This window comes from Rhizobium sp. BK181 (assembly GCF_014193305.1).
In the GTDB taxonomy this organism is placed as follows: domain Bacteria; phylum Pseudomonadota; class Alphaproteobacteria; order Rhizobiales; family Rhizobiaceae; genus Rhizobium.
In genome coordinates, this window is sequence record NZ_JACHZA010000005.1 from 223892 (window position 1) to 237326 (window position 13435).

The following is a 13435-nucleotide window of genomic DNA, read 5'->3' on the forward strand; positions in this document are numbered from 1 at the left end:
GGGCGCGTTGAAGGCAATTGCGGTGGTCCAGTTTTTTGCTTTCATGCCTGTAAGCGGTGCGCACACCGATGTTTCCGGCCGCGTGCTTCAGCGAAGCGTAGGCTCATGAAGGGCCGCTTCCGCTTCTTTCCCAAAGCATCGATCGGGACCTACCTGATCGCGATGGCCGTTGCGACGGCGTTGCCAATTTTCGCCCTCGTGGCTCTTCTGCTGGCACAGTTGGAAGACAACCAACGGTCGATTTTGAAGCGTGAGACAGCCCAGGACGCCACCGCGCTTGCCCGCTCCATTGATCGCCAGCTTCAGGACATGGCTACAACTTTAAGATTGCTTTCCAACTCTCCGGAATTGGAGAGCAATGACTTTGCGTCGTTCCATGCGCGAACCGAAACGTCTCTGCGGGCTGACAACCTCTACGTCCTCGCCGTCGACGAGAACGGGCAGCAACTCTTGAACACGCGCAGAGACTATGGCGAGGCGCTCGGCAAGGCTGGCAATCTCCCCTCCATCGAAGCAGCTATCAAATCGGGGCGAATCGAAGCGTCCGACGTGTTCATGGGGCGAACGAGCGGCGAATTCGTCTACAACGTCACGATGCCGATGCAGGCTGGCAGGGTCCGGGCGTTGATCATCACGCAGAATGCCAGGGACCTGGCAAAACTTGTGACCACCGAAGGCCTACCGAACGATTGGTCTGCCGCTGTGATCGACCAGAGCGGCCACGTTGTTGCCTCCGCCGGCGCCACCAGTATCGGCTTCGGCCAACCTTTCAATCCAAGCATCCTTCCGTCACTGATCAATTCCAGCGGCGTCTACGAGAACAAGCAGGTCCTGCCCAGGGCAATGCTCGGCTACGCGCAGATCCCGGGTTGGTCCTGGAAGGCGGTGATATGGGGACCAGTCGCCACGGCGCAGGCGTCGATACTGACAACGTGGCGCTTTCTGGTTATCGGCGGCCTGGCGCTGATGTTGGTCGCCATTCTGGCCGCCTATGTGGTGGCGCGTCAGGTCCGCACGACGATACGATCGATCGCTGACATGGCCAATCGCATGGGCGAAGGCCACATCGTGGCGCCGATCGAAACCAGCGTCATCGAGGCCAACCAGGTCGCGATCGCGCTCTCCAATGCCTCTTTTGACCGGAGTCAGACCGAGGATCGGCTGCACTTCGTGATGAACGAACTCGTGCACCGCACCAAGAACCTCCTGACCCTGGTTCAGGCGATGATGCGGCAGGTCGCCAAGCGCGCCGACAGCGTCGAGGCATACCAGGCGGCTGTTGCTGATCGCCTCGAAGGCCTGTCCCGCTCGATCGATCTTCTGACCAGCGAGCAATGGGCGGGCGCATCGCTGCGCCGGGTGATCGACATTCACTTCAAGAGCTTTCCGCAGGCGACCGAGCAGGCCGAGATTTCGGGCAAGGACTTCACCCTGAAGCCGGACGTCGTGCAGAACCTCGGCCTCGTGTTGCATGAACTGGCGACCAATTCGGTCAAGTACGGGGCTCTCTCCGTCCCCCATGGCCGTGTTCGGCTGAGCTGGCGGGATGCCCAGGATGAAACGCGCAAGGAGCCCCTCATTATCTTTACGTGGGAAGAACGAGACGGCCCGCACACCCGCACGCCTGAGGGCTCGGGTTTCGGTACGACGATCATCAAGAACCACGCCGCTGCAGCCTTCTCCGGTACCGTCGAGATTGAGTTCCGGCCTGAGGGTTTCTATTGGACGTTGACGGCACCGCGCCGCTCCTTCGAGCGCGCCTAGCGCGGAACAAACCTCGCAAACGCTCGTTTCCGACAGGCTACTCGAAAGGAGAAGACCATGTTCAGGGAAACGATGATTGCCGCGGCGGCGGCCGCAGTAGCCGCCATCGCCAACCCGGCAAGTGCTGCAAACTATATGACACTTGGCCAGCTCGTCTGCGGATCGCAGGGTGGCCAGGGAATGATCGTCACGTCTCAGAAAAACCTCCTCTGCACCTACACACCGGCGGAGGGCGGACCGAAGGTCGTCTATGCCGGTACGATCCAGAAATTTGGGCTGGATGTCGGCCAGACGGGCAAAACCGTCATGATCTGGCAGGTGCTCGCCAAGACCGGAACCAATATTCCCGATTTCGCGCTGGCCGGTGAGTATTACGGCGTAGGCGCCGATGCGAGTTTCGGCGCCGGTGCTGGTGCCAAGGTCATTGCCGGCGGCACCAACCAATCCTTCATGCTGCAGCCGTTGAACGTGCAGGCCCAGGAGGGTCTGAACCTCGCGCTCGGCGTGGAAAAACTGACGCTGGCGCCGGCTGCCACCTGATTTCAGGTCGCGCCAAAGAGGAGAGAGGCGAGAAGCCTCTCTCCTTGTATATCAGGCGGAACGGTGTGTCAGGGCAAGAGCGCCCCCGAACAGCATCATCATCGAACCGCTGATGCGATTGACCAGGCGAACCGCCCAGGCGTTGCGCATGACGCCACGGAGTCGGGAACCGACGAAGGCATAGATGGCGATCGCGACAACCTCCAAGACCAGGAAAATTCCCCCAAGCATGAAGAAACTTTGCCAGTAGGCACTGGGTTCGACGAACTGCGGCAGAAACGCCGTAAAAATCAGGATCGCTTTGGGATTGCTCGACGCGACGAGAAATTCCTGCCGCAGATAGGCCCTGAACGTTGAAGGGTGTTGGGCAGCCGCCAGTTCCGACACATCCACCTTCGCGCGGAACAGCTTGAAACCAATCCAGAGCAGATAAGCGACACCCAGCCACTTCACGATCGAGAAGGCCACACCTGACGCCATTAGCAGGGCACCGAGACCGAAGGCTGTAATGGCGATCATGATGGCGAAGGCGACGATGCGGCCGGCGGAAGCCGCAATCGCCATGCCCATTCCAGCTCGCGCGCCGATCGTCACCGAGAGCAGGTTGTTCGGACCAAACGCCATGTTCAGCGCAAAACAGGCGGGAACGTAGAAAAGCAGCGTTTCGAGGGACATGACATCACCGTGCAAAACAAAGGGCGCAGGCCAAGCCTGCGCCCTTATACTTTAACCGAGATCAAGCGGCCTGGCGACGGCTCAGTGGCCGATCGCCTTGTTGATTTCCTCGGTCACCTTCTTGGCATCGCCGAGCAGCATCATCGTGCCGTCCTTGTAGAACAGCGTGTTGTTGATACCGGCGTAGCCGGAGCCGAGCGAGCGCTTGACGAACAGGCAGGTCTTGGCCTTGTCGACATCGAGGATCGGCATGCCGTAGATCGGCGAGGTCTTGTCGTCGCGCGCCGCCGGATTGGTGACGTCGTTGGCACCGATGACATAGGCAACGTCAGCCTGTGCGAACTCCGAGTTGATGTCCTCGAGCTCGAAGACCTCGTCGTAAGGCACGTTGGCTTCGGCCAGCAGCACGTTCATGTGACCGGGCATGCGACCGGCGACCGGATGGATCGCGTACTTAACCTCGACACCGTTCTTCTTCAGATTGTCGGCCATCTCGCGAAGAGCGTGCTGTGCCTGCGCCACCGCCATGCCGTAGCCCGGCACGATGATGACCTTGGAGGCGTTCGCCATCAGATAGGCGGCGTCCTCCGCCGAACCGAGCTTGACGGTCTTGTCGGAATTATCCGTGCCACCCGAGACGGTTTCGCCGCCGAAGCCGCCGAGAATGACCGAAATGAACGAGCGGTTCATGCCCTTGCACATGATGTAGGACAGGATCGCACCCGACGAGCCGACCAGCGCGCCTGTTATGATCAGTGCCAGGTTGCCGAGCGTGAAACCGATGCCGGCTGCTGCCCAACCCGAATAGGAGTTCAGCATCGACACGACGACCGGCATGTCGGCGCCGCCGATCGGCACGATCAGCAGAACGCCGAGCGCCAGCGACAGAACGACGACCGCCCAGAAATCGAAATGGCTTTCCGTTGCCGCGAGACCGACGATGAAGAGCACGATCAGTGCCAGCAGCGCGATGTTGATGACGTGCCGGAAGGGCAGCATGATCGGCTTGCCGGACATGCGCCCGTCGAGCTTCAGGAAGGCGATGATCGACCCGGTGAAGGTCAAGGCGCCGATCGCGACGCCGAGCGCCATCTCGATCCGTGCCTCGGTGTGGATCTCACCGATGTTGCCGATGCCGAAGGACGACGGCGTGTAGAGCGCAGAAGCTGCGACCAGCACGGCCGCGAGGCCCACCAGCGAGTGGAACCCGGCAACCAGCTGCGGCATCGACGTCATCGGAATGACCCGGGCAATGTAGGCGCCCGCGCCGCCACCGATCGCGAGACCGAGGACGATCAGCACGAAGCCGCCGAAGGACGGCGTCGCCAGCGTCAACGTGGTGAGCATGGCGATCGCCATGCCGGCCATGCCGTAGAGATTGCCCTTGCGGCTGCTGGCCGGATGGGAAAGCCCGCGCAATGCCAGGATGAAGAGAACGCCGGAAACAAGATAAAGGAAGGCTGCGATACTGCTCATGCGGTCCTCACTTGTCCTTCTTCTTGTACATCGCCAGCATGCGCTGGGTGACAAGGAAGCCGCCGAAGATGTTCACCGAAACGAGAACGAGCGCGACGAAGCCGAAGCCGGTTGCAAGCCCGCTCGTCGAAATGCCGACCGCCAGGAGCGCACCGACAACGATGACCGAGGAGATCGCGTTGGTGACCGCCATCAGCGGCGTGTGCAGCGCCGGCGTCACCGACCAGACGACGTAATAGCCGACGAAGATCGCCAGCACGAAGATCGCGAACTGGAACACGAAGGGGTCGATCGCGCCGCCTGTGGCGGCACTTGCGGCCTCCGGTGCGTGGGCAGCAGCCGACGTCACGGCATTCAGGGCCTGGTTCAATTGCTCCAGCGCCTTGTCCATTGCCTCACTGGCCATCAGTTATCCCCCTTTTTCGCGCCGCCGAATGCCGGGTGCACGACACTGCCGGCATGCGTCAGCATCGTCGCCTTGATCAGTTCGTCCTCGAGATTGAGGGCAACCGCCTTCGTTTCCTTGTTGACCATGGTCTCGAGGAAGGTGACGAGGTTCTTGGCGTAGAGAGCCGAAGCGCTGGCCGCGATCCGACCGGCCAGGTTTGCGTAACCGATGACGCGCACGCCGTCGACGTCGGCGACCTTGCCCGGCTTGACGCCTTCGATGTTGCCGCCGCGTTCGACGGCGAGATCGACGGCGACCGCGCCCGGCTTCATCGATTTCAGCATCTCGCGCGAGACCAGCCTTGGCGCCGGACGCCCCGGGATCAGGGCCGTGGTGATGACGATGTCCTGCTTGGCGATATGATCGGCGACAAGGGCCGCCTGCTTCGCCTGGTATTCCTTGGACATTTCCTTGGCGTAGCCGCCCGCGGTTTCGGCCGCCTTGAACTCCTCGTCCTCGACGGCGATGAACTTCGCACCGAGCGAGGCAACCTGCTCCTTCGCCGCCGGACGAACGTCGGTCGCCGATACCGCAGCACCTAGACGACGCGCCGTGGCGATCGCCTGCAGGCCGGCAACGCCGGCGCCCATGACGAAAACCTTCGCCGCAGGAACAGTGCCGGCCGCCGTCATCATCATCGGCATGGCGCGATCATAGACCGCTGCCGCTTCGATGACCGCCTGGTAGCCTGCAAGGTTAGCCTGTGAGGAAAGAACGTCCATAGACTGCGCGCGGGTGATGCGCGGCATCAGTTCCATGGCGAAGCTCGAAAGCCCGGCCTTGGCCATGGCGGCGATCGCCTCGTCGTTGCCATAGGGGTCCATGACGGCGATTACGATCGCGCCGCCCTTGTAACCGCCAATCTCCTCGTCGGTCGGGCGCCGAACCTTCAGCACCACATCGGCGGTTGCTGCGGCACCAACCGAACCGATCCGTGCACCGACGGCCTCGAATTCCGCATCCGGAATTTTCGACTTGGTGCCTGCTCCCGCCTCGACGACGACGTCGAGGCCAAGACCAACCATTTTCTTTACGGTTTCCACGGACGCAGCGACGCGCGTCTCCTCCCCCGTGGTTTCCTTCGCCACAAAAACAATATTGCCCAACCGCCCCCTCCTCCGGGTCAGCCAGTCTGCCGCAGGCTTCGCCTGCCCAGCCCGAGCATTCAGTCAAAGCTTTGGAAAAAGCGCCCCTCCCCGCGCTGCGCTTAGCGCAGCAGAACGAGGCCAGCGATGAAGACGATCAGCAGGACAACGAGGCCACCAAGGAAACCAGCACCGGTGAAGAAGCCAGCCGTCATGCCAAGCAGAAGAGCAACAAGAAACAGTGTGCCGTACTTCGTCGCGGCAAGGAACATGTTGTAAGTCTGCTCATGCTCCTTGTAGTCCATCGGCGCGCCGACTTCGGCAGGTCCGGTGTGATGCTCGGCCATGAATATCGTCTCCCTCAAACTTCCCGGTCGGCACGCAAGCAGCACGACCGTTCGACTGCCATGATTCCCTCGATCCCACGAGGGAATATCCCTGCAGAGGGATTACACAAAGCTTCGATAAAGCGCAATGCATGAGAATGCCGCAGGCGGGCGACATTCTCAGCCAAATTCAAGCGCATGGGATCACAGGGGAAGATCGGATCCGAGGTCGCCTTCAGCCATGAACCGTGCCGTCGGTATGATGGTCAGCGGCGGCAGCGTGTGATTGGGCGTTCGCGAGAACATCATCCGCTGTTCGCTGGCGCTCGAAATGAAGAACGGATAGCGCGTCAACAGCTTTCGCCCGACCTCGATGACGTTGGTCGCCATCAGTGTCAGGTCGAAACCGTAGGTCTCCGTCATCCGGCTGGCGACAACGGTGTCGGCGTAGAAGACGCGCTTGTAGAAGGCCGCGTGCGCAGGGCGCACATGCTGCATTACACGGTCCGCGCGAAAATGCGCGGCAGCGACGATGTTCGGACGCAGCGTCAGATAAGGGATCCACGGCATTTCGGTGCTGAGTTCGGGGTCGGCAGCAAAGCGCGCCGGATCGATCAGGCTCAGCCCCGCGTCCAGAAACGCATCCATTTCCGCCGGAAAGATACCGCCCGATTGTGAGACACGGTGGTCCGGCGTCACGTGATGGATGCGAATCGTGCTGACGAGCTGTTCATAATAGTACAGTCCGAAAACATACGCCTGGCTATCGAAATCGGCTTCGTCGATCATGCCTTTGGCGGCGACCGGAAGCACTTCACGGGCCTTGTAGGCCTTGTAGCGCAGGCGCTCCACCGCTTCCATGTCCTCGCCGCTTTCGACACGACGGTATTCGACGTGGTCCATTATCTCAAGAAGTTTACTGCTGAAATCACTCGTCTTTAAAGGGCTGTCTGCCATAGTTACCCGGTCCGCCTGTTAACGAAGCATTAATCATATGGAACCGGGCGAAGGGCAAGAATGCTTCGAGGATTTGCGTTATATTTGAATTGTTAAGGTTAACGGCCCGCTCTTGAACCAGAGCGCGGTCGGCCGAAGCGGCCGCTCAGATCATGCAACTTTCGGGCGACGACGTGGGGCCGTGCGGCGACTGAGGCTTTGGGAGAGGATGGCGATGTTCTGCGCCGGAACGGCCGGCGAAAAGACGTAACCCTGCACCAGATCGGTGGCACGATATTTGTTGAGCAAGGCCAGTTGCTCGGTGGTCTCGACACCCTCGGTGACGATCTTGAGGCCGAGCTCGCGCGCCAGGTTGACGGTGCCGCGCAGCAACTTGAGGCGGCGCCCGTCCTCGACGATGTTGCGCAGGAACGAGCGGTCGATCTTGACGATGTCGAGCGGCAGCGTGTCGAGGTAGCTGAGGCTGGAGAAGCCGGTGCCGAAGTCGTCGATCGCAATCGTGATCCCGCGCGCCCTGAGTTCGGCAAGGATCGCGCGCACCGCGGCCGGCTCGTCGATCAGGCAGCTTTCGGTAATTTCGAGATGCAATCGCGCGGGCTCGAGACCCGACGCCTCGAGCGCTTCGGAAACGACGGCAAGAATATCCGCGTCGCGCAGGTCGCGCGCCGACAGGTTGACCGAAACCGCGATATGATCCGGCCAGCTCATGCAGTCGGCGCACGCCTTCATGAGGATGAAGCGCGTAATCTCCGAGATGATGCCCATCTCCTCTGCAAGACGAATGAAGACATCCGGAGGGATCGCACCCTTCTCCGGGTGGACCCAGCGCGCCAGCGCCTCGGCGCATTCGATGCGTGTTCCGTCAGCCCTGAACATTGGCTGGTAGGCAATGCTGAGGCCGTGCTTGCCGATCGCCTCGCGCAGATCCGCCTTGAGCTTCTGCTGCTCGATATAGCGGCCATCCATCTCGCGTTCGAAGCCGGCAATGCCGCCGCGCTGTTTTGACTTGCTCTCGAAGAGCGCGAGATCCGCCTTGATGCTCCACTCCTCCATCGCGAAGGCATCGCTCTCGAGAATCGCAAAGCCGGCGCTCAGCGAAACGAGGAACGTGACGTCATCGGCCTCGTAGTTGCCCTGGATGCTCTCATGGAACCGATGAATCTCGGCGTCGAGCGCAGCCATGTCCTTCGCATGCGGGAAGAACAGGATGAACTGGTCACCCATCAGGCGGCCGACGATCGCCTTGCCCGCCTGCTTGGCGATGCGGGCTGCGATGGCACAGAGCAGGCGGTCGCCCGTGATGTGGCCGCGCATGTCGTTGACATGCTTGAACTCGTCGATATCCAGAACCATGAAGCCGACGGGGCCGCGCTTCTTCGGATGCTTGCCTAGGTAGTCTTGCACGAGATGGCTGAAGTACTCGCGGTTTGGCAGGCCGGTCAGTGCATCGAAGCGAACCATGTGCAGGATCTTCTGCTCGGCCTTCACGCGGCTCGATACGTCTTCGAAAATCAACACGGCGCCGCCGTCGGCACGGCGGCTGGCGGAAAACTCCAGCGACAGATCTTCAGGAAAGTGGATCAACGTGCGCGACAGCTTGCCTTCGGCGACGTGCGTCATCTGCCGCAGGATAAGCTCCGGCTGCGTGGAATCCATAAAGCTGTAGCGGGCGCCGTAGCGCAGCACCGCACCGAGGTCGCGCTCCTTCAAGCGATCCGGATCGCCGATCTTCAGGAGGTCGCAGGCCTTGCGGTTGATGACCTGGATGCGATTTTCCGGATCGACCATCACCAGGCCGTGCGGCATGTTGTTGAGCGCCGTGTCGAAGCGATCGGCGATCATCGAGATCTGGCGGCGCGCAATGACGTTCTCATAGAGGAACTCGCGCACACCATTTGCCATTGCCCGCGTCGTCAGGCCGAACGGAATGAGGAAGGCCGACAGGATCGCACGATAGAAGTCGAGCGCCATCAGGCTGCAGATGATCATCGGCAGACAGCAGGCCAGCGTCTGCAGGTCGATCGCCTTTTGCGATCCGTAGTTTCGGCCGACGACGGAGACCATCGACGCCATGGTGACCGCGATGCAGGCCAGTTCGGCAAACGGATCCTGCAGGAAGAAGATCGCGTAACCGCTGCCGATGCCCAGGATCGCAGCGGTCGAGGCAGCGCCGATGACGTAGACCGTTTCCCAATGTTCGATCTGGTCACGCGACAGCGTCAGCTTATCGACCTTGTCGAACATGCGGAAGGTGACCATGCGGCCGGCGAAAACCGCAAGAAAACCGAGCGAAAGAACGACGTAGAATGGAGAGCTGGTTTTCAGGGCAACAGCGAGGAAGGCAACCACATGCACGACGACACCCGCGACGAGTGTCATGCGATTCCCGAAGAGGGAACTGACAAACGACAGATAAACGTCGGTAGGGACCCTGTTCGGGTTATGTGGCTTCATCCATACTTTCCCTGTGCGGCGAAACCTTATCCCCAACCCTTTAAAAATTGATTTCGTGTAATCCACACATTTTGTCGAATTTTCCAAAACCCTGGCGTGATTTTTAGCGATTGCAAGGACTTATGCAGCCATGCGGGGAAGTTTTCGCCGTTTCCCGCCTAGCTTCAGGTTGTTTAGATGCTTCAGCACTAACGCCTAGCGGGTTGCGAAAGGCTTATACGACTATATTCCAACATACCCCCTTTGACCTTTCAATTTAAAAAACCGTGGTCTACACCGGTGGAAAGATAAAAGGCGCATAAAACCGCGCGACATAACAGGGGGAATGGCATGCCGGCTTTGCTGACCGTCAGCCGGCTGATCGATGCGGTCAGCCAATTCATGGGCAAATTGTCCGAATACATGGTGCTGCTTTGCTGTCTGATCAGCGCAGCCAACGCGCTGATCCGCTACTCTTTCAACTACAGCTCCAACGGCTGGCTCGAGATCCAATGGTATCTCTTCGCCTTCATCGTCGTGCTAGGCGCAGCCCATACGCTGCGCATGAACGAACACGTGCGCGTGGACCTTATCTACGGCTCCGTCTCCGACAAGGCCAAGATCTGGATCGATATCATCGGGCTCATTGTCTTCCTGATCCCCGCCTGCATCTTCCTGACTTGGCTCTGCTGGCCCTTCTTCCTGGCGTCTTACCTGCAGCATGAGATCTCTGCCAATGCCGGCGGCCTGATCCGCTGGCCGGTCAAGCTCGTTCTGTTCCTCGGCTTCGGGCTGCTGACCCTTCAGGGCATCTCGGAGTTGATCAAGCGGATCGCGGCCCTCACCGGCTACATGCAGATCGACACAACATACGAAAAGCCGCTGCAGTAAGCCGGACCGGGAGGAACACCATTGTTTGATTTCGGCATCATTCCGCCGGCCATGTTCGTGGGCATGGTCCTTTTCATGCTCTACGGCTTTCCGGTCGCCTTTTCGCTGGCTGCCGTCGGCCTGTTTTTCGGCATTATCGGCATCGCCACTGGACATTTCAGCGAAGCCTTCCTGCAGGCGCTGCCGCTACGCTTTTTCGGCATCGTCTCCAACGATCTGCTACTCGCCATCCCCTTCTTCACCTTCATGGGCGCCATCCTGGAACGCTGTGGCCTCGCCGAGGACCTGCTCGAGGGAACTGGCAAACTGTTTGGCCGCATTCCGGGCGGCTTGGCCTACGCAGTAATCCTGGTCGGCGCCGTGCTTGGCGCCATCACCGGCACGGTGGCCGCCTCCGTCATCACCATGGGCGTCATCTCGCTGCCGATCATGCTGCGCTACGGCTACAGCCCAAGGCTCGCGACCGGCGTCATCGCCGCCTCCGGCACCATCACTCAAGTCATCCCGCCGTCGCTCGTGCTGGTCGTCCTTGCCGACCAGCTCGGCAAGTCGGTCGGCGACATGTATCTCGGCGCCATCGGCCCATCGATCCTCCAGGTCGCGATCTTCATGGGCTATATTCTGGTCCTGTCGATCCTGAAGCCGGCCTCCATGCCGCCGCTGCCGAAGGAAGTGCGCGGCGACTTCAACTGGTCCCTGCTCCTGAGGGTGCTCTCCGGCATGGTGCCGTCGATCGTGTTGATCTTCCTTGTCCTCGGCACGATCTTCATGGGACTCGCAACACCCACGGAAGCGGGCGCGCTCGGCGTCGTCGGCGCCATGGTGCTTGCCGCGATGCATCGCCGCCTCACCTGGCCGCTGATGCAGGAAGCGATGCGGTCGACCATGCACATTACTTCGATGGTGGTGATGATCCTGATCGGCTCGACCGTGTTCAGCCTTGTCTTCCAGGGCATGGACGGCTCGCGCTGGATCGAACACATGTTGTCGGGCATCCCAGGCGGCCCGGTCGGCTTCCTGATCTTCGTCAACATCTTCATCTTCGTGCTGGCCTTCTTCCTCGATTTCTTCGAGATCGCCTTCATCGTCATCCCGATGCTGGCACCGGTGGCCTCGGCTCTCGGCATCGACCTGATCTGGTTCGGCGTGCTGATCTGCGTCAACATGCAGACGAGCTTCATGCACCCGCCCTTCGGCTTCGCGCTCTTCTATCTGCGGTCCATTGCCGATCGCAACGTCAAGACATCCGACATCTACATGGGCGCCCTACCCTGGGTCTGCATGCAGCTAATCCTCGTCGCAATCGTGATCTTCTGGCCGCAGTCGGTTACCTACTGGCTGGACAAGGGGCCGAAGGTCGATCCGAACTCGATCAAGATCGAAGTGCCGGGCTTCGGCGGCAACGGCCTGGGGCTGCCGCCGCTTGGAGCACCGGGCGGCTCGCCACAACTGCCTGGCCTGACCTTGCCGCCGATGAACGGCTTGCCCGGCCAACCGCCAGCAGCGGCACCCGCACCGCCGCCGGCAACGGACCTCAGCCAGCCGCCGAAGATCAACTGACAACAAAAAAGCCCCGGATCGAAATCCGGGGCTTTTTCCTTGTCCGTACTGAGCTGCCTGTCAGATCTTGCCGGCGCGCTGCTGAATCATCATGAACGTGTCGAAGGTGTATTCCGACAGCTGTGCCCAGAGATAGGCATCGCGCTTGAACGCGGTCTGGTCCTCATAGATCTTCTTGAAATACGGGTTCGATGCCGAAATCTCGGCGTAGATGCCGAGCGCAGCCTGGAAGCAGGCTTCCATGATTTCCTGACTGAAGGGACGCAGCGTGGCGCCTTCCGATACCAACTGCTTCAGCGCCGGCGGGTTCTTCATGTCGTACTTTGCCATCATGTTGGTATTGGCAAAGGCGCAGGCATCGGTAAGCGCCGCCTGGTAGTGCTTCGGCAGGCTGTTCCACTTTTCCAGATTGAAGAAGGCATGGACGGTCGGCCCACCTTCCCACCAGCCCGGATAGTAATAGTACTTCGCAACCTTGTGCAGGCCGAGCTTCAGATCGTCATAGGGACCGACGAATTCCGAGGCATCGATCGTGCCCTTTTCGAGCGCCGGATAGATGTCGCCGCCGGCGATCTGCTGCGGAATGACTCCAACCTTGCTGATGACCTGGCCGGCCAGACCGGCGATACGCATCTTGACGCCCTTGAGGTCGTCGAGCGTATTGATCTCCTTGCGGAACCAGCCGCCCATCTGCGCGCCGGTATTGCCCGCCGGCAGGCCGTAGATGCCCTGCGTGGCGAAGAACTCGTTCATCAGCTTGTTGCCGTTGCCTTCGTAGAACCAGGCATTGGTCAGGCGACCGTTGAGACCGAACGGGATCGCCGTTCCGATCGCATAGGTTGGATCCTTGCCGACGAAGTAATACGAGCAGGTGTGGGCTGCCTCGACGGTGCCTGCGCTGACGGCGTCAGCGGCCTGCAGGCCCGGAATGATTTCACCAGCCGCGAACGGCTGAATGGTGAAATTGCCGTCGGTCGCCGCGGCTAGGTGCTTGGAGATATCGTCGGCCGCGCCATAGATCGTATCCAGGCTCTTCGGGAACGACGACGTCATGCGCCACGAAATCTTGGGGTTCTCTTGTGCAATCGCAGGCGCTGCCAGCGTGCCTGCAGCAGCAACCGCACCGACGCCGGCGGTCCCTGCCTTCTTCATGAATGAACGACGATCCATCAAAAACCTCCCGTATAGATGGTACTGCGAGGTGAACCCTCATCTTTGCCCCGCAGCGATAGGCGAAACTAAGCACGGTGGCGACCGTGTTTCAAGCACTGTCCCATTAG

12 protein-coding genes are annotated in these 13435 nt (G+C 60.5%); 4 read left to right on the top strand and 8 right to left on the bottom strand.

Translation table 11 applies throughout. The features are described 5' to 3' along the window. Positions 1-105 precede the first annotated feature (105 nt). A complete protein-coding gene (locus tag FHT77_RS15465) occupies positions 106-1764 on the top strand; it encodes a sensor histidine kinase (protein WP_183755841.1) in 1659 nt (552 codons plus the stop codon). 57 nt (positions 1765-1821) lie between these two features. Continuing rightward, positions 1822-2304, top strand: a complete 483-nt coding sequence (locus tag FHT77_RS15470) for a DUF992 domain-containing protein (protein WP_183755842.1) — start codon at positions 1822-1824, stop codon at positions 2302-2304. Between the two features lie 51 nt (positions 2305-2355). Here the strand turns inward: FHT77_RS15470 and FHT77_RS15475 are convergent, their stop codons facing one another. The 7 genes from FHT77_RS15475 to FHT77_RS15505 form a co-directional block, all read right to left on the bottom strand. Then, positions 2356-2979 (bottom strand): LysE family translocator, encoded by a 624-nt coding sequence (locus tag FHT77_RS15475; protein ID WP_183755843.1) that lies wholly within the window; start codon positions 2977-2979, stop codon positions 2356-2358. A gap of 81 nt (positions 2980-3060) precedes the next feature. Continuing rightward, a complete protein-coding gene (locus tag FHT77_RS15480) occupies positions 3061-4455 on the bottom strand; it encodes an NAD(P)(+) transhydrogenase (Re/Si-specific) subunit beta (RefSeq protein WP_183755844.1) in 1395 nt (464 codons plus the stop codon). Positions 4456-4462: 7 nt separating this feature from the next. Next, entirely contained in the window at positions 4463-4861 is a 399-nt protein-coding gene (locus tag FHT77_RS15485) for a proton-translocating transhydrogenase family protein (RefSeq protein ID WP_183755845.1), read from the bottom strand. Beyond that, on the bottom strand, positions 4861-6009 hold the full coding sequence (locus FHT77_RS15490; protein ID WP_183755846.1) for a Re/Si-specific NAD(P)(+) transhydrogenase subunit alpha: 1149 nt from the start codon (positions 6007-6009) through the stop codon (positions 4861-4863). The genes FHT77_RS15485 and FHT77_RS15490 overlap by 1 nt, the downstream gene beginning before the upstream one ends. Before the next feature lie 101 nt (positions 6010-6110). Continuing rightward, positions 6111-6335 carry an aa3-type cytochrome c oxidase subunit IV gene (locus FHT77_RS15495; protein ID WP_114714416.1) on the bottom strand — a complete coding sequence of 75 codons (225 nt, stop codon included), beginning with the start codon at positions 6333-6335 and terminating at the stop codon, positions 6111-6113. A gap of 183 nt (positions 6336-6518) precedes the next feature. Next, entirely contained in the window at positions 6519-7271 is a 753-nt protein-coding gene (locus FHT77_RS15500) for an N-acyl amino acid synthase FeeM domain-containing protein (RefSeq protein WP_183755847.1), read from the bottom strand. 150 nt (positions 7272-7421) lie between these two features. Further along, a complete protein-coding gene (locus FHT77_RS15505; RefSeq protein ID WP_183755848.1) occupies positions 7422-9725 on the bottom strand; it encodes a bifunctional diguanylate cyclase/phosphodiesterase in 2304 nt (767 codons plus the stop codon). 330 nt (positions 9726-10055) lie between these two features. Here FHT77_RS15505 and FHT77_RS15510 point away from each other — a divergent pair, with 330 nt between their 5' ends. Further along, positions 10056-10595, top strand: a complete 540-nt coding sequence (locus tag FHT77_RS15510; RefSeq protein ID WP_016557036.1) for a TRAP transporter small permease subunit — start codon at positions 10056-10058, stop codon at positions 10593-10595. Positions 10596-10616: 21 nt separating this feature from the next. Beyond that, positions 10617-12155 carry a TRAP transporter large permease subunit gene (locus FHT77_RS15515; RefSeq protein WP_183755849.1) on the top strand — a complete coding sequence of 513 codons (1539 nt, stop codon included), beginning with the start codon at positions 10617-10619 and terminating at the stop codon, positions 12153-12155. 60 nt (positions 12156-12215) lie between these two features. Here the strand turns inward: FHT77_RS15515 and FHT77_RS15520 are convergent, their stop codons facing one another. Further along, the gene (locus FHT77_RS15520) at positions 12216-13325 is read right to left on the bottom strand and encodes a TRAP transporter substrate-binding protein (RefSeq protein ID WP_183755850.1); all 1110 of its coding nucleotides are present in this window, start codon (positions 13323-13325) and stop codon (positions 12216-12218) included. Positions 13326-13435 lie beyond the last annotated feature (110 nt).